This is a genomic window from Pseudomonas sp. MG-9, assembly GCF_018729515.1.
Classification (GTDB): Bacteria; Pseudomonadota; Gammaproteobacteria; order Pseudomonadales; family Pseudomonadaceae; genus Aquipseudomonas; species Aquipseudomonas serboccidentalis.
In genome coordinates this window covers 805,962-823,287 of sequence record NZ_JAHHZH010000001.1, presented here as the reverse complement: position 1 = coordinate 823,287, position 17,326 = coordinate 805,962, and the positions used below count along the sequence as shown (strand labels likewise).

The window sequence follows — 17,326 nt, the reverse complement described above, 5'->3', positions numbered from 1 at the left end:
GCTCCTGAACTGAACTCGTCGTTACGTAAAGAGTTGGATAAAGAGATTGACCGGGATATCCCCCAGCGCGGCGCTGACGTTCAGCTCCCTGTTTTTTGTGACTGCGCGGCTGTGAAAAAGTCCCTTCAGGTTTGTGTCAGAGGCGGCAAACGGTAAAACCACCCGCGTATCGCCCCAGCGCAGCGCATCGACTTGCGGCACGGCACTGTTTTCCAGCAGCGTCGCGCAGCGGATCGGCACGATCACGATGGCGTATGTCCCCTCGTGTTCACGGGCAAACGCGAGCACGTTGTGCGCCTGGCTGCCCAGCACATCGAGGGCCTGGTACGAGCCGCGCCGGAACAGCTCGGCGTGTTCGGCGCGCAGGTTCAACACTTGGGCGATCAACGCTTGCTTGATGCGCCCGTCACGCCAGTCGGCCAGCAATGTCTCGACCTCCGCATTCCCGTGCAGGGCCTGCTCGCGGGCGGCGTAATCCACCGGCCGGCGGTTGTCCGGATCGACCAGGCTGAAGTCCCAGAACTCGTTGCCCTGATACAGATCCGGCACCCCCGGCACCGTCATGCGCAGCAAGGTTTGCGCCAAGCCATTGAGGGCGCCGGCGGCGGCGATGCTGTTGACGGTCTTGCTCAGCGCGGCGCGCAGCAGTTCGCCTTCGTCACCGGTGAGCAGGCGTTGGGTGAACGTCTGGGCAGCGTTTTCATAGGCTTCGTTGGGCGCACTCCAGCTGCTTTGCAGCTTGGCTTCGCGCAGGGCTTTCTGTTGCCACTGCCAGATGCGCTGCGCGTAATCGGCAAAGCCTGCCGAATCGTCATCGCGCAGTTGCAGCGGCCAACTGCCGAGCAATGCCTGATAGAGGATCAGTTCATCGGCGGACGACGGCACTTGATCATCGTCACGCAGTGGCCGGGCGAGGGCACGCCATAGCTCGACCTGTTCGGCGTACCAGTGGCTGCGTTCACTGAGCACTGCCAGGCGCGCCCGGGTGTCTTCGCCGCGTTTGTGGTCGTGGGTGGCAGTGGCCAGCAAGTTATCGGGAAACGCCTTCAGGCGCTGCAGATTGATCGCATGGAAGTCACTGACCGGCGCGCTGAACTGTTCGGTGTTGTAGCCGACGTCATTGCGCGACAGCAGCACCGCCGAGCGATACAGCGCGGTGTCTTCGACGGCTTTGGCCGCTGCCGGTGAGGTCAGTTGCTGGAAGCGTACGCAGGCGTGTTTGAGGATCTTGCGCGAGCGCCCGCGCGGCGTGTGCCGCCACGGTGTGCCACCGAGCCAGGCGGCCACGCAGTCGAGCACCGGCCAGTCGCCTTCACCCAGGGTCTGGCGGGCACCGTCCATGGCCTGCTGGAAGAACTGTTCATCCTGCGTCGAACGGCCCAGTGCGCTGATGTAAGTGCGATACACCGGGAAGTGCACGATCAGCGCCTGCAATACCCGACGGATCGCGCCGAGGGTCAGGTCGCGGGTCATCAAGTCATCCCGCGCCACTTGCAGCAGCGCCTGGGCGACGCTTTCGCAATCGCTGGCCAGCGAGCCGTTGAGGATCTGCTGGCGTGCCAGTTGTGCTTCTTCGATGAACGCCGCCGGGCGCTCGGTGCGCCGCTGCCAGAGGTCGCCGAGCACGTATTCGCCATCCGGGTCGTGTTGCAGCAGTGACAGTTGATTCATGAATTCGTAGCCGGTGCTGCCATCCACCGCCCAGTCGCGGCGCAGGGTTTCGCCAGCACCCAGGATCTTCTCGACGTAGATCGGCAAGTGGCGGCCCGGGGCGAGCAAGTCGAGGCGGCGGCGCAGTTTGCGGCAGTAACCCCGCGGGTCGGCGAGGCCGTCGATGTGGTCGATGCGCAAGCCGTCGACCAGCCCCTCGGCGATCAACTGGAAGATCTTGCCGTGGGTCGCCTCGAACACCGCCGGACGTTCGACGCGAAGGCCGCCGAGTTCGTTAATGTCGAAAAAGCGCCGCCAGTTGATGTCATCCGCAGCCGTACGCCAACTGGCCAGGCGGTAGCTTTGGCGTTCAAGCAACTGATGCAGCTTGTCGAAACCTTCGGCGGTGGTGGAATCGTAATGCGCGAGATTTTTCTCGATCGCTGCGAGGATTTGCGGATCGCCTGCCAGTTCTCGCAGTTCATCCTTGAGCGGCAGCGCCAGCGAATGAGCGTCGGTCTGGTAGCTGAGGGTACTGAAACGATCGGCCAGGGCTTTCAGCGCTTCGACCGGTTTGAGCAGTTCACCGTAATCGTTCGGGCAGATCGGGAAGTGATGTTCGTAATGCTCGACGTGGAAGCGTCCCTGCAGCGCATCGAAATGCAGTTTCAGCGTGCCTTCCTGCAAGGCGATGCCGTAGTCGCTGCCGAGAAACGGCAGCAGCAACTGACCTTCCATCAATGGGTCCGGCGAGTGCCACTGAATGTCGAAGAACTCGCCGTAAGGGCTCAGCCGGCCCCATTCCAGCAGGTCGAGCCACCACGGGTTGTCACCGCCGCCGACCGCCATGTGGTTAGAGACGACGTCAAGGATCAGCCCCATTCCATGTTCGCGCAGGGTACTGACCAGACGCCGCAGCGCCGGCTCGCCGCCGAGCTCCGGATTGACTTGCGTCGGGTCGACCACGTCGTAGCCGTGCATCGAGCCGGCCCGTGCCGCGAGCAGCGGCGAGGCATAAATGTGGCTGATGCCGAGGCTGGCAAAATACGGTACCAGCGGCACCGCCTGTTCCAGGGTGAAGCCCTTGTGAAATTGCAGGCGCAAGGTCGCGCGCAGTGGCTGGATGAGCGTCTGGTTCATTGGTCACGCTCGGCAGCCTGAAGGCGGGCGCAGGCCAGCAGTTCCAGACGCCGCGCCGCATCGACACCGTCGAGCAAGGCTTCGCTGTTGCCGGGCAGGCGTCGCGACCAGTTCGGGTGGCTGTCGATGGTGCCGGGCAGGTTGGCCTGTTCGTCGATGCCCAGCGCATCCTCCAGCGGCAGCAACACCAGCGGCGCCCGGGTATGACCGAGGAAGCGCACACTGGCGTCCACCACCTGATCGGCTTCGTGGGACTCTTCGCGAAAGTTCTGCGGATCCTGACTCAGGGCGCTGCGCAAACCTTCGCGTTCACGCTGGCGATGACGCCGCCACTCGATTTCGCCGTTGGCGTCGACAAACCCCAGGCGCGCATTCCAGTCGATGTCGCGGCCATGCCACCAGCCGTTGAGCGTCGGCAGATCGTGGGTGGTGGTGGTTGCCAGGGCGTTGTCCGGCCAGTCGAGAATCGGTTTGAAACGGGTGTTGTCCTGTTCGAACAGCAGCACGCGCATGCCGAGAATCGAGCGGGCACTGAGTTTTTCCCGCAGACCTTCAGGCACGGTGCCGAGGTCTTCGCCGAGGACAATGGCCTGGTGACGATGGGATTCGAGGGTCAGCAGGCGCAGCAAGTCGTCCACCGGGTAATACAGGTACGCACCGTCGGCGGGTGCGGCGCCGTTGGGGATCACCCACAGGCGTTGCAGGCCCATCACATGGTCGATGCGCAACCCGCCGGCGTGGGCGAAGTTGGCGCGCAGCATGTCGATGAAGGCGCGAAAGCCGTTGCGGATCAGGCCCTCGGGAGAAAATGCGGAAATCCCCCAACCCTGACCGGAGCGGTTGAGAATGTCCGGTGGCGCGCCCACGGTGAGCGAGGCGAGCAGTTCATCCTGGAAACTCCAGGCCTGACTGCCGGCACCGTCGGCACCGACTGCCAGGTCGGCGATCAGGCCGATGCCCATGCCGGCGCTGCGGGCGGCGGTTTGTGCGCGCTCCAGGCAGCGGTGGATCAGCCATTGGCAGAAGGCGAAGTAGCCGATGCGCTCGGCGTATTCCTCGGCGAACGCTTCGAGGGCGGCGCCACGCGGGTCGTGCCAGTGTTCCGGCCATTCGCGCCAGTCGAGGCTCTCGCCACGGGCGGCGCGCATTTCCTGAATGGCTTCGAAGCGGCAATGGTTTTCCAGTGCTTCGCCACCGCTGTGGCGGAAACTGGCGAAGTCCGGGTGCAACGGATGCTCGCCGGCAACGAAACCGTCGTACAAGGCTTGCAGCAGTTTTTGTTTGGCGTCGGCAGCGCTGGGCCAATCGATGAGTTTCTGATCTTCCAGCTGCCGGAATTGCTCGGCCAGACCGCTGGCCTCGATCGCATCGCGCAGTGCCCGTTCGCCGAGGATGGCGCCCGGTGCGGCGTACAGGGCATTGAGGAACAGACGGCTGGACGGCGAATAGGGGCTGTAGCGCCCGGTGTCGGCGCTGAACATCGCATGCAGCGGGCTGATCGCCAGCGCATCGGCGCCACGCTCACCGGCGACCCGAACCAGTTCTTCCAGCGCCTGTGTGTCGCCGAAACCGCCATCGCCGGGGCGGCGCAGACCGTACAGTTGCGCACTCAGGCCCCAGACGCGGGGGATCGGGTTGTCCACGGCATCGCCGACGCTGAAGCAACGCTCCGGCGCCACGGCCAGGGTGAAATACTGATCGGCGATGTGCACCTGTTGATAGCCGACCGGGATCAGCCCCGGCAGCACGGCTTTGTCATCGAGCTTGAGGTTCATCCGCGCGCCGTCTTCAAGGTGGATTTCGCACGGGGTTTGCGGTTCGAAATAGCGCGCCAGGTCTATGCCGACGCCAACGTCTGCAGTCAGCAGCGGCGGCAGGTGCCGGTCCTGCTGGACTTGTTGCAATTGCAGCAGGCTGGCATCGATTTCCTGAGCGGTATTGGCTGGGTGCCCCAGCCCGACAAGAACATTGCGCAGCACCGCCGGGGCGACTTTTTGCGGGCGGCCGTTGGCGTCGATCCAGTCGACGGCGAGGCCGGCTCTGCTTGCGAGAATTTCCAGTTGCGCATCGCTCATAGGCGCTCTCCATCCAGAGGTTGCAAGGGGGTTGCGGCCGTGAGGCTGACAAGCGCGCAATACGCGGGCAGTTGGCCCGGTTCCGACAGGGCCACGGCGGGTGGCTGCTGAAACAGCCACACGGCGTCGTTCTGTGCAGGGTTGACCACTGGCGTGTCGCTGAGGTTCAGGTCAATTCGCAGCTCGCTGCCATCGCCCAGGCGCCAGCGCGCACTGACCGCGCCGAAGCCGAGGATGTGCGCGCCGAGTGCCTGGGTGCCGGACAGGTTCGGGATGATGTAGCGATGGCGCAATTGCAGCAGTTGCCGGTACAGCGCGAGGGTTTGTTGCTGGTTGGCGCTGCCGCTGCCGATCAGTCGCGGCTGTGAGGTGTGGAAGGTCTGTTCGGCATTCGGGTCGGGAATCTGCTCGCGCTTGTGTGGATCGGTGAAGGCGCTGAACCCGGCGAATTCATTCCGCCGTCCTTCGCGCACCAGGTCCGCCAGTTCGCCGTGGTGGCTGGTGAAAAACAGGAACGGCTGATCGGCGGCGAACTCGTCGCCCATGAACATCAACGGAATCATCGGCGACAGCAGCAACAGCACGGTGGCCGCCTGCACCGCCCGAGGATCGGCCAATTGATGCAGGCGCTCGCCAAAGGCGCGATTGCCGATCTGGTCGTGGTTCTGCAGGAACAGGATGAACGCGGTAGAGGGCAGGTGTTCGCTCGGCTCGCCACGCGGTTCGCCGTGACGGGTGATGTGACCCTGAAACACGAAACCTTGGCTCAGGCAGCGCGCCAGTTGTTCGGTGGGTTGCAGCGCATAGTCGGCGTAGTACGCGTCGGTTTCGCCGGTCAGCAGCACGTGCAAGGCGTTGTGCCCGTCGTCGTTCCACTGCGCGTCGTAATCCTCTTCGAGCAGGCTCGACTGGTTGAGCTCGTTCTCCACGGTCAGCCAGACGTGGCGCGTCGGATCGATCTGTTGGCGGATGCGCTGTGCCAGTTCGGGCAGGAAGTCCGGGCTTTCGATCGCGTGAACGGCGTCCAGACGCAGGCCGTCGAAGCGGTATTCCAGTACCCACATCAGCGCGTTTTCGATGAAGAAATCCCGCACTTCACGGCGGCGGAAATCGATCGCCGCGCCCCAGGGCGTGTGTTTGTCTTCGCGAAAGAAGCCTTTGGCGTAGCGTCCGAGGTAATTGCCGTCGGGGCCGAAGTGGTTGTAGACCACGTCGAGGATCACCGCCAGACCATGGCCGTGGGCGCTGTCGATCAGGTGTTTGAGCTGTTCCGGCGTGCCGTAGGAGGCTTGCGGTGCGTAGGGCAGCACGCCGTCGTAGCCCCAGTTTCGGCTGCCGGGGAACTGCGCCAGCGGCATCAGTTCGATGGCGGTAATCCCCAGTTCGGCGAGGCGCGCCAGATGCTGCTCGACTTCGGCAAAGCCGCCAAGTGCGCCGACGTGCAGCTCGTAGATTACCGCTTCGCTCCACGGCCGGCCGTGCCAGGTGGTGTGGCGCCACTGGTAGGCCAGCGGATCGACCACCACGCTGTGGCGGTCAAGGTCGCCGTCCTGGGCGCGAGAGGCCGGGTCGGGCACTTCCAGTTCGCCATCGATGTTGTAGCGGTAGCGGGTGCCCGCCGGGCACCGGGCCTTGATCACAAACCAGCCATCGCCCTGCGGCAGCATTGGCAGGGACTGACCGTTGGCGAGTTCGACACTGACGTAAAACGCATCCGGTGCCCACAGCGCGAATTGCGTGTGTTCGGCGTCCTGCATGATCGCGCCGTGGGGCCAGTTTTCTTGGGTCCGTAACGGCATCGTGGAAAACTCCCTGAGTTATTTGTGGCCGGCTTTACCCAGCGCCTTGGCGACCAGTTGTTCGTAGAGTTCGGCGTAGGGTTCGACGGCTTTGCACCAGTTGAACGGCGCGGCCATTGCCCGGCAGCGCATGGCGTTGAGCAGGTCAGGGAAGGCGAATACCTTGAACGCGCGACTCAGGGCTTCGCGGTAGCTGTCGGCGGTGGATTCGTCGAAGAGGAAACCGGTGACGCCGTTCTCGATGGTGTCGGCCAGCCCGCCGGTATTGCGCGCCACCGGCAACGAGCCGAAGCGCTGGGCGTACATCTGGCTCAGGCCGCAAGGCTCGTAACGCGATGGCATCAGCAGGAAATCGCTGCCGGCAAACATGCGCCGGGCGTCGGTTTCATTGAAGCCGATGCGCACGCCGATCTGCCCGGGAAAGCGCAGCGCCAGTTCGCGCATGGCCTGTTCTTCTTCCGGTTCGCCACGGCCGATGATTGCGATCTGGCCGCCGTTCTGCACGATGTATTCGGACACCGCCTGAGTCAGGTCCAGACCTTTTTGATAAACCAGACGCGAGACCACGGCGAACAGCGGCCCGGTGGAGTCCTTCAGACCGAACAGATCCCGCACATGGGCGGCGTTGACGGCCTTGCCGTCCCAGTCACCGATGTGGAACGGCGCGAACAGGTGCGGATCCGTCGCCGCGTCCCAGCTCTCGTCGATGCCGTTGGGGATGCCGCTGAGCAAGCCTTGCTGGGTCTTGGCGGCGAGAAACCCGTCGAGACCGCAGCCGAAATCCGGGGTGGTGATTTCCTGCGCATAGGTCGCGCTGACCGTGGTGATGTGGCTCGAATACGCCATGCCGGCCTTGAGGAACGACATCTTGCCGTAGAACTCCATGCCTTCCTGTTGCAGGGCATGGGTCGGAATGCCGAGCTCCGGGCACGAGCCGAGGCTGGTCACGCCCTGGTAGGCCAGGTTGTGAATGGTGAACAGGGTCGGCGTGCGCTGCCCGCGCCAGTGCATATAGGCGGGTGCCAGACCGGCGGGCCAGTCATGGGCGTGCACCAGATCCGGGCACCAGTGAATTTGCGCAAGGTTGGCGGCGATGTCGGCAGCGGCCAGGCCCAGGCGGGCGAAACGGATATGGTTGTCCGGCCAGTCGCGGCCGTTGTTGGCGCCGTAGGGCGAGCCTTCACGCTCATAGAGTTCGGGGCAGATCAGGACGTAGATCACCAGCCCGTCCGGCATGTCCATGCGACCGATCTTGCACGGTGGCAGCGCGGCGTGGCCACCGAGTTCGCCGATGATGTGGATCGGGTTTTCGCTGTGCATCACCTGCGGGTAACCGGGGATCAACACCCGTACATCATGCAAATGCGCCATGGCGCGGGGCAGGGCGGCGGAGACGTCACCCAGACCGCCGGTCTTCAACAGGTCGGCGATTTCCGAGGTCACGAACAATACTTTCTTTTTGTTGGGATTCTGGCTGGCGACCGGCGTCAGCGTTTTGGTGCCCGGGACGTTGATCGACCGGCTGCTGGGTAGACTCACGGTGCTCGATTCGCCAACCGCCTGCTGAGCACGCTCTCCCTGAATATCCAATGCCGCACTGATCATATGAATCTCCCGTATCGTTGATCTGATTCTTGTCTCGAACAAGCGATGTCCATGGCCAAATCCTGTGACCGGGCGCAAATGCGCCACGCATCGGTGAGCAAACGCTACCCAACACGCGCAAGCAGAATGGGTGAAGGGGCCGTTGCAAGGATTGCACCAGTAGCGTTGACACTCTGTTTCAGATGACCCGTCGCTTCGCGCAAAAGTTTCGAGTTTTTTTCCGCGTTGTGACCGACAGGTCGAGCGCTGCGAAAATCAGTCTAGGCCAGATCCTAGAGCGGGTCGGAGCAAATGGGTAAATTGTTCGACAATCGGTTTGCAGGCAACGAAAGTCGTGGTGTCCAGGTGCGAACGCACCGACGAAGGGCAGGTTTTTTTGCTTGAAAGGGCCAAAACGGTGACTGGTCGGTCACGATTTTGTGCTAGCGAAAAGGGAGGGCGCACTGTTGTGGTGCGGGCAGTTTGTTGATGGGGTGTCTGTGCGGGCCTTATCGCGAGCAGGCTCACTCCTACAGAGAAACGCATTGCAATGTGTAGGAGTGAGCCTGCTCGCGATGGCGTCGGTGGGCGCGCCGCAACGAGAAATTGCGGTCAGTTCAACAGGCGAACCGGACTCCCCGCCGCCCAGCCCTGAATATCCTCGATCATCTGCGAAAAGAATTGCTCATAGTTTTGCCGGCTGACATACCCCACATGCGGCGTGGCGAGCACGTTGTCCAGCGTGCGAAACGGGTGCAATTCGGGCAGCGGTTCCTGATCGAATACATCCAGTGCGGCCCCGGCGATGCGTTGTTTTTGCAAGGCCTTGATCAGCGCCGCTTCATCGACGATCGGCCCGCGAGCGGTGTTGACCAGCAGCGCCGTCGGCTTCATCCAGTCCAGCGCCTGCGCATCGACCAGCCCGCGACTGCGCTCGCTGAGCACCAGATGCACCGACAGCACATCGGCCTGTTCGAACAGTTGCTGCTTGCTGACGCAGGTCACGCCGGATTCCTGGGCGCGTTCGGCGGTGAGGTTCTCGCTCCAGGCGATCACGCGCATGCCGAACACCTGAGCAAATTTCGCCACCTTCTGGCCGATGCTGCCAAGCCCGAGGATGCCCAGGGTCTTGCCATGCAGATCACCGCCCAGCCCTTGCTGCCAGCCGCCGGCACGCAGGGAATTGGCTTCGTTCACCAGATTGCGCGTGGCGGCCATGATCAGCGCCCAGGTCAGTTCCGGTGCCGCGTGCTTGTAGCTGTCGGTGCCGCAGACCTTGATCCCGAGGCTGGCGGCCGCCTGCAGGTCCAGCGCCGCATTGCGCATGCCGCCGGTGACCAGCAGCTTGAGGTTGGGCAGGCGCTGGAGCAGGTCATGGTCGAAACGCGTGCGCTCGCGCATCACGCAGATCACCTGATACGGGCCCAGTCGTTCGGCCAGGGCGGCGTTGTCCGCCGGGTACTCATGCACAAACGTCACTTCACCGATGCTGTCGAGCGCCGACCAGTCGACCACGTCCCGTGCCACGTCCTGCCAGTCATCAATCACTGCAATCTGCACCGCCATCAGCCTTACCTCATCAACGAACGGGATTGGTATTGTTCAGCCAGCCCAGCAAGGCCTGATGAAACTTCGCCGGTTCTTCCATCTGCGGCGCGTGGCCCATGCCGGGGAATTCCACCAGTGTCGACTGCGGGATCAGCTTGGCCACCTGCTTGCCGAGCACATCATAGTGGCCGATCTTCGCCTTGACCTCGGGTGAGGCGAGGTCCTTGCCGATGGCCGTGGTGTCGGAGGTGCCGATCAGCAACAGGGTCGGCATCTTCAAGTCCTTGAACTCGTAGTACACCGGCTGGGTGAAGATCATGTCGTAGATCAGCGCCGAGTTCCACGCCACCTGGGTTTTGCCCGGGCCATTGCTCAAACCGGCGAGCATGTCGACCCAGCGGTCGAATTCCGGCTTCCAGCGGCCGTCGTAATAAGTGCTGCGCTCGTAGTCGCGAATGCCTTGGGCGGTGACTTTCAGTTCACGCTGATACCACTGATCGACGGTGCGCCAGGGCACGCCGAGCGCCTTCCAGTCTTCCAGACCGATCGGGTTGACCAGCGCCAGTTGCTCGACCTGATCCGGGAACAACAGGGCATAGCGGGTGGCGAGCATGCCGCCGGTGGAGTGGCCGAGCAGGGTGGCTTTCTGGATGCCCAGTGCCTTGAGCAGTTGCTGGGTGTTGGTCGCCAGTTGCTGAAAGCTGTACTGATAGTGGTCGGGTTTGCTGGAAGCGCAGAAGCCGATCTGATCCGGGGCGACGACCCGGTAACCGGCCTCGCTCAAGGCCTTGATCGAACTGTCCCAGGTGGCGGCGCAAAAATTCTTGCCGTGCATCAGCACCACGGTACGGCCATTGGCCTTGCCGTGGGCGGCGACATCCATGTAACCCATTTGCAGGGATTTACCCTGAGACTGAAAGGCAAAGTGCTTGAGTGTGTAGGGATATTGAAAGCCTTGCAGCTCGGGGCCATAGGTCGGGGCATCGTTCGGGGCTGCGCCGGGCGCCGCTTCGACGGGCGCGGCGGCATGGGCAAACAGCGGCAAAGCGGCAGTCAGGAACAGGCCGGGCAGCCAGCGGGATAGCGTGACGGACATAAGGGCGAACTCCATTGAAATCGGCCGATGCTGGAACGCCCGGATTAGGGCGACGTTAACCACAGGCAACCGTAACGCCGGAATGTTCAACCGAGCCAGCCCAGCGTCAACATCGCCACCACGGCGTAACGCGCACCCTTGGCGACGGTGACGATCAACAGAAAGCGCCCGGGCGGCTCGCGCATGACGCCGGCAATCAGGGTCAGCGGATCACCGATGACCGGCAGCCAACTGAGCAGCAGCGACCAGTGCCCGTAACGCTCGTAGTGTTGGCGCGCAGTGGCCATGTGTTTCGCGCTGACGGGAAACCAGCGCCGATCCTGAAAGCGCTCGAGGCGGCGTCCCAGCCACCAGTTGACCAGCGAACCGAGCACATTGCCCAGCGTCGCCACGGCCAGCAGCCCCCACAGCCAATAACGCTCACTGACGATCAGGCCGACCAGCAGCGCTTCGGATTGCAACGGCAACAGCGTCGCAGCGCCGAACGCCGCCGCGAACAGCCCGACGTAACCGACGGCCATCAGTGGGCCGGGTAGTCCGCCACCACCACATCCGTGCCGTCCTTCTTCAGGCCGATCACCTGATAGGCATCGCTCATGCCGTCCATTTCCATGCCCGGCGAGCCCATCGGCATACCCGGTGCGGCCACGCCCAGCAGGTCGTCGCGTTTGCTCAGGGCCAGCACTTGTTCAGCCGGGACATGGCCTTCAACGAACTTGCCGTTGATCAGCGCGGTATGGCACGAGCCCAGGCGCGGTGGCACGCCGTGTTGCTGCTTGAAGCTGCTCATGTCGCTTTCGACGTGGTCCTCGACTTTGAAACCGTTGGCTTCGAGGTGGCTGATCCATTTTTTGCAGCAGCCGCAATTGGCGTCGCGATGGACTTCGATCGGGATCAGGTCGGCGGCCTGGGCCAGGGAGGACAGGAGCAGGGCGCTCAGGGCGGCCAGTCGCAGGGAAGTTCGCATGATGAGGTCTCGGCTGGGATGACAGTCAAAAAGGAAAGCATTTTGACCGGATTATCCTGCCCGGCATCAACGGAGTGTTTCAAGTTGATACAAGGCAGGCTGGCCGGATGATCGTCGGTCAGGCCTGACAGCCTGCTGAGCGAGACATTACAAATCTGTCAGATACGAAACGATTCCCTGTAGGAGTTGCGGCACGCTGCGATCTTTTGACTTTGATTCTGTGAACCAGGATCAAAAGATCGCAGCGTGCCGCAGCTCCTACAGGAGAATGGTGGGTTACCGGACTTTGAAGCGCCCCATGATCGCGCTGACCCGGCTGTTGGCTTCCAGCAACTGGCGGGTGTTGAGTTCGCTGGTCTGGCCGCTCTGCACCAGTTCTTCGACCATGTGGCGGATCTGCACCATGCTGCGGTTGATCTCTTCGGTCACCGCACTTTGCTGCTCGGCAGCGGTGGCGATCTGCGTGCTGAGGCTGTTGATGTGGCTGACCGAGCCGGCCATTTCATCCAGGCCCGAGTTGACCCGCGCCGTGGCGTCGGCGGCGGACTGGCAACTGGCCTGGGTGTTTTCCATGGCGCTGACCGACGAACTCACGCCTTGTGTCAGACGGGTGAGCATTTCGTTGATCTCCGAGGTACTGGCCTGGGTGCGGGCGGCGAGGGCGCGCACTTCATCGGCGACCACGGCAAAACCGCGCCCCTGTTCCCCGGCACGGGCTGCTTCAATGGCGGCGTTGAGTGCCAGCAGGTTGGTCTGCCCGGCAATTGCGCCGATCACCCCGAGAATCTCGGTGATGCGTTGGGCGTCCTGCTGCATGTTCTCGACTTTCTGGGTGGCGCTGGCCACTTCGTCGATCAACGCCACCACGCTGTTGGTCGCTTCGCCGACCACCACTCGCGAACGGTCGGCGTTTTCGTTGGCGCGTTGAGTGAAGGCGGCGGTTTCAGCCGCGTTCTGCGCCACGCTGTCAGCGGTCGAACTCATTTCGGTGATGGCGGTAACGGTCTGATCGGTTTCCGACGCATGACGCAACAGGATCTGGCTGGTGTGGGCCGACGTCCGTTGCAGGTCGTCGAGGCTCGAGGCCATCGCGCCGGTGGCCTGGGTCACCTCACCGATCATGTTTTGCAGGTAGGCAATGAACGTGTTGACCGAGTGGCCGATGGCTCCGAGTTCATCTTCGGCGCGGATGGTGATGCGTCGGGTCAGGTCGGCATCGCCGCTGGACAGCAAGTCGATGTTGGCTTTCAGCGCTTTCATCCGCGACACCAACTGGCGGATCGCATAGACCTGCAACAGCACCAGCAGAATCACCAGTGGAATTTGCAACAGGCTCAGGGTGCTCAGCACATCGTCACGTTGAGCGGTGAGCATTTTGGTCGGCAAGGCGGTGGCGAGGAACCACGGCGTGCCCTCGATCGGGCGCATGAAGAAGGTGCTGGCCTCACCGTTATTGTCGAACTCGACACGTTGCGCCTGCTCGCGATTCTGCAGACCGGCCTTGACCTGGCTGGCGAAGGTCGAGCTGGCGGCCAGTTCGCTGATGTTCTTCAGCACGATCGGACCGCTGATGCGCGAGCTGTTGATGATGATTTTGCCGTCGGCCTCGACGATCAACATTTCGGCATTCAGGTCCTTTTCCTTGCGCGCCACCAGATCATTGAAGAAGCCCAGGGTCACGTCGATGGTCGATACGCCCCAGACGCTGCCGTTTTTCTGGATCGCCATGGCGCAGTTGGTGCGCGGCTCGGCACTGGCGTCATCCTTATAAGCCGCAGCCCAGGCGCACTGGCCGCGCGGGGTCTGCATGCCGCCCTTGTACCAGCTCTGGTCGTAGTAGTTGGGCGCCGCGTCGCTGTTCCAGAAGGTGTTCACCGCCAGTTTTCCCGAGGCATCGCGGTGCCAGAAGGTGCTGAATTTATTGCGCCCGGCCTCACGCTGGCCCGGCAACGGCCAGATCCCGCCGCCAAACACTTTCAGCTCGCCATATTGGTCGACCAGCCCAGGCAATACCGTGTCGATGGCTGCGCTGTCGAGCAGGGGAATGGTCTGGGTGATGCTGCGCTGCTGCGCCTGGACTTTGTTCAGTTCGCCCTGAATCTGCTCGGCGACTTCGGCGATGCGATTGAGCACCACCTGCTCTTCGGTATGACGCAGCTTGGGCGCGACCAGTTGGCTGATACCGACCACGGTCAGTACCGACAGCAGCAGGATGAACAGAACCAGAAACAGCGTGTAGCGAGCCTGAATGGTGCGGAATGCGGGCATGGGATACCGGTCCTTGAGCTGCGATTTCTTATTGTGGAGTCGGGGAAAAACGGCGGGGTAACACCAGCGTATCGTCGGCGCACGAGGAAGCTTTAGGTACTTTCGTGCAAGAAATCGCGGGGCTGACCAAAGGCAGGTATCGGCGCTGATACAAACACATTGACCGGCCAGTGCGGGGGCTGAAAAATTCAACGGGGGCGTTTGAGTAATCACCGGAAATGCCCGAGACAGCACGCTTGTCATGATTTGTATCGAGAATGTACAAAAATTGTAAGCGACAGCACTAAAAGGGTTGGTGCCACTAGTTGGCCGGTAGATACTCCCCGGCATTCGAGTGGTCCATCAGGACATTTCATGGTTATTTCACAGGGAGTCTTCTCATGACGATCGGCATTGTCGGCGGCTGGGAGAGCAAGGCAGGGGTGCTGGTTCGCAACACGGGCGCAAAAAAACAGGTGGCTCAGAGCGTCAAGGTGCAGCAGATGCTGACCTTGGTCGGTAATGACCCGAACGCGCTGAACACCGCGGAAATGGACAAGCAGGGCCTGCGCAAGAATCTCAAGGGTTTCGATCCGGCGAACACCTCGGTAAAGCAATTGGGCAACCTGAGTGCATTCCTGCGTGGCCGTGGGCTGATCTCTGAAATCACTTCCTTCACGTTGCTCAATGCGGGCGACAAGTTCGATCGGTTCGGCGTGACCAAAGACGTTGATGCCAAGTTCAACGCGCTGGAGTACTTCGCGACACAGCTCGACGCCATTCAGAGCAATGGCCTCAATGGCAACGCTTACGGCAAGAACCTGATCCCCGAATATAAAAAGGCGATCTACGTTCTGCAGAACCTGAAAACCTACGGTGAAGGCAACGCGCCCAAGCCTGTGGACCAAGGCGTCAAGGCCAAGGCATAAGCCGACTCTCTGCGGCCCGCTCATCCTTTGGGCGGGCCGTTTTCATTTCAGTTCTGATTCATTTCACCGAGCTCCCGGGCCTGATCCTGCAGGTGCTGCATGTGCGGGCAGTGCAAGGTCAGCGCGCAGGGCTGATAGCCGCGATGAAACAGCGCCAGCCAGCCTTCGCCGCGATCATCGGGAATAACCCCGGTGAAGGTGAAACCCACTGCAGTCAAGTTGTCCAGCGCGCTGGCAAATCCCTCGGCGAGCCGCAGCCGGATTGACGTCAGCCAGTGCGCAGGCAGTTGCCCCAATTGCTTGAGCAGGTTGTCATCCAATGCCTTGAGCGTCACGTCGTAACGCCCCGATACGTGTTCGAAATGCACCTTCGGCCCCTTCCAGGGTGGGGTTTTGTCTGCGATGCCAAAGACGGCTTGCAGATGCAGCATCAGTTCGCGACACGCTGCGGGCCAGACCAGCGCGGGGAGCGGACGTCGATAACCGTCGATGCTGCAGTAGCCGATAACGATTGTCTCGCGTCCCGGCCCGCCAAACGGTGAGGGCACGTAGTCCGGCAACAATCCGCAGCTGTGAAACCCCAGACTGGCAGCCATGCGTTGGGTGTACGGGTGCTGCGTCACCTGTTTGATCGTGACACCCCGGCAATCGAGCGCTTGTGCATGAATCAGCAACTGTTGGCCCAACTGCGTGGCAATGTTCTGCCCGCGCGTGTCCGGGTGCACCACGCTCAGCGCCAGCTCCGCGGTCGATGAGTGACAGGTCGTCTGGCGAAACAAGGTGGCGTGTCCACGGATCTTGTCGTTTACCAGCGCCACCAGTGAGTGCCAGCGACCGTTGCAGTGGTTTTGGCTGATCATGCAGGGCAGGTAAACGTGCGGTTGAACGTAATGATCGCCATAAATTTCCCGAAACAGGCCACTGACCGCCGGCGCATCGGTGATGCGATAGCGGCGCAGGGTCACCGGGTTCATCCTCTCTGCCTCTGGCATGGGGCGCCATATGCCCGTCGGTCGACGATCCGCTGGCGTTTGCCGGAGCGCGGATGACAAGTCAGCTCATCGTTTGTGAAAGCGATCACCTGCAGGTCGAGCAACTGATCGTCGTGCAGGTTTTTGATCAGCGGGTATTGGTCGATCAGCGCGCTGCGCAGCCTTGAGCTCGCCAGGGGGATGTCACGCGTTCGCAGGGTCGGTACCCATCTGAGGCTCAGCAGGTCTTTATTCCCCTCCTGCTCGATGACCAGTTGCCAGTCGTCGCTGTTGCCAATGGTTTGCACCAGATCGCCGACATGCCCTGTGTCCAGGCTCAGCACACCCACGCGTACGCGCTGGCTGTGCATGCTGCGGCCTGCCAGGGCGAACTTGCGCATTGGCGTGCCGGACGGTTCGCGCCAGCAGGCCAGGTCGCCAACCGGGTAGCGGATCACCGGCATCAGGCGACGCGTCAGATTCGTCAGAACCAGTCGCCCGTTGCGACCACATTCTTCAATGACCTCACCGGTCGCCTCATCAATGATTTCCAACACACTGTGACGCTCCAGCATCCGGTGCTCGCCCAGGGCGCAATCGCGGGCACTGATGCCGATCAGGCCTGCGTCGACACTGGCATAGCCGATCGACGCGATGCGTGCGTTGGGGAATACCCGGTGAAGCAATTGCAGCTGTGCGCCAAACAGGCTTTCACCCCCGTATAGCAGGGTATCAACACCCTCCAGGGTCCGGGACTGGCGTTCAAGCCAGGTGGCAAACTTCAGCAGTTGCGCCGGTACGCCGGCCAGCACGTTGATCCGGTAGGCCGCGATCGAGTCGGCCAATGCGCTGTTGTCGACGTCCCCGGTGAAGGGGAACTCGCTGACGGGTGTCTGGACATGGGCCAAGGCGTCGTGGACGAACACGAAGCTGGCATACAGGTCGCCGACGAAAAACAGATTGGCAACCCGGTCGCCGGGGGTCAGCTGTGCTGTGAGGTGGCTGCCAAAATCGCGCACCAGGGTTTGCCATTCAGTGCGGGTGAACAGTGAAAGTTTGCCTGAACCGGTGGTGCCCCCGGTCTTGAAAACCAGCGCATCGTGCAGGGGGCCGGTCAATACCGGCCACTGGTCCGGGTTCTGGCTGCCGCACCAGTATTGCTCAGGGTCGATCAAGGGCAGTTCGGTCAATGCGTTGATGTGCGCTGCGACCTCTGTGAAATGTTCGCGCCAATACGCCGAATGTTGGCGAGTGAAGCCGAGCAAGGTGTTCAATTCAATGATGGTGTTCATGGTTTTATTCTTGAAAGGTGGCGGTGGG

General features: G+C 62.2%; 11 protein-coding genes and 2 pseudogenes. 1 reads left to right on the top strand and 12 read right to left on the bottom strand.

Annotated elements, in window-relative coordinates; translation table 11 throughout:
- Positions 1-21: 21 nt before the first annotated feature.
- The 10 genes and pseudogenes from KKQ10_RS03730 to KKQ10_RS28690 form a co-directional block, all read right to left on the bottom strand.
- Positions 22-2,790: a malto-oligosyltrehalose synthase gene (locus KKQ10_RS03730; RefSeq protein ID WP_215500236.1), complete on the bottom strand. Its 2,769-nt coding sequence runs from the start codon at positions 2,788-2,790 to the stop codon at positions 22-24.
- A complete protein-coding gene (malQ, locus tag KKQ10_RS03725; RefSeq protein ID WP_215500235.1) occupies positions 2,787-4,865 on the bottom strand; it encodes a 4-alpha-glucanotransferase in 2,079 nt (692 codons plus the stop codon). The genes KKQ10_RS03730 and malQ overlap by 4 nt, the downstream gene beginning before the upstream one ends.
- Positions 4,862-6,664: a malto-oligosyltrehalose trehalohydrolase gene (treZ, locus tag KKQ10_RS03720; RefSeq protein ID WP_215500234.1), complete on the bottom strand. Its 1,803-nt coding sequence runs from the start codon at positions 6,662-6,664 to the stop codon at positions 4,862-4,864. Before treZ ends, malQ begins: the two co-directional genes overlap by 4 nt.
- A gap of 18 nt (positions 6,665-6,682) precedes the next feature.
- Complete coding sequence (glgA, locus tag KKQ10_RS03715) at positions 6,683-8,269, bottom strand: glycogen synthase GlgA (protein ID WP_215500233.1); 1,587 nt, start codon at positions 8,267-8,269, stop codon at positions 6,683-6,685.
- Between the two features lie 591 nt (positions 8,270-8,860).
- Positions 8,861-9,814, bottom strand: coding sequence for a D-2-hydroxyacid dehydrogenase family protein (locus KKQ10_RS03710; protein ID WP_215500232.1), 954 nt, complete (start codon positions 9,812-9,814; stop codon positions 8,861-8,863).
- A 13-nt stretch (positions 9,815-9,827) separates the two neighbouring features.
- Positions 9,828-10,892: an alpha/beta fold hydrolase gene (locus KKQ10_RS03705; RefSeq protein ID WP_215500231.1), complete on the bottom strand. Its 1,065-nt coding sequence runs from the start codon at positions 10,890-10,892 to the stop codon at positions 9,828-9,830.
- A gap of 86 nt (positions 10,893-10,978) precedes the next feature.
- On the bottom strand, positions 10,979-11,413 hold the full coding sequence (locus KKQ10_RS03700) for a YqaA family protein (RefSeq protein ID WP_215500230.1): 435 nt from the start codon (positions 11,411-11,413) through the stop codon (positions 10,979-10,981).
- Positions 11,413-11,859, bottom strand: coding sequence for a DUF411 domain-containing protein (locus tag KKQ10_RS03695; RefSeq protein WP_127647067.1), 447 nt, complete (start codon positions 11,857-11,859; stop codon positions 11,413-11,415). The genes KKQ10_RS03700 and KKQ10_RS03695 overlap by 1 nt, the downstream gene beginning before the upstream one ends.
- Before the next feature lie 276 nt (positions 11,860-12,135).
- Positions 12,136-12,663, bottom strand: a pseudogene (locus tag KKQ10_RS28695) (methyl-accepting chemotaxis protein); the annotation flags it as partial.
- Between the two features lie 333 nt (positions 12,664-12,996).
- A pseudogene (locus KKQ10_RS28690) lies at positions 12,997-14,127 on the bottom strand (HAMP domain-containing protein); the annotation flags it as partial.
- A gap of 380 nt (positions 14,128-14,507) precedes the next feature.
- On the opposite strand from KKQ10_RS28690, the gene KKQ10_RS03685 reads away from it, so the two are divergent.
- Positions 14,508-15,035, top strand: a complete 528-nt coding sequence (locus tag KKQ10_RS03685; protein WP_215500228.1) for a hypothetical protein — start codon at positions 14,508-14,510, stop codon at positions 15,033-15,035.
- Between the two features lie 47 nt (positions 15,036-15,082).
- Here KKQ10_RS03685 and KKQ10_RS03680 read toward each other — a convergent pair whose 3' ends face one another.
- Complete coding sequence (locus KKQ10_RS03680) at positions 15,083-16,009, bottom strand: GNAT family N-acetyltransferase (RefSeq protein WP_215500227.1); 927 nt, start codon at positions 16,007-16,009, stop codon at positions 15,083-15,085.
- Complete coding sequence (locus tag KKQ10_RS03675; protein ID WP_215500226.1) at positions 16,006-17,298, bottom strand: phenylacetate--CoA ligase family protein; 1,293 nt, start codon at positions 17,296-17,298, stop codon at positions 16,006-16,008. Before KKQ10_RS03675 ends, KKQ10_RS03680 begins: the two co-directional genes overlap by 4 nt.
- Between the last annotated feature and the right edge of the window lie 28 nt (positions 17,299-17,326).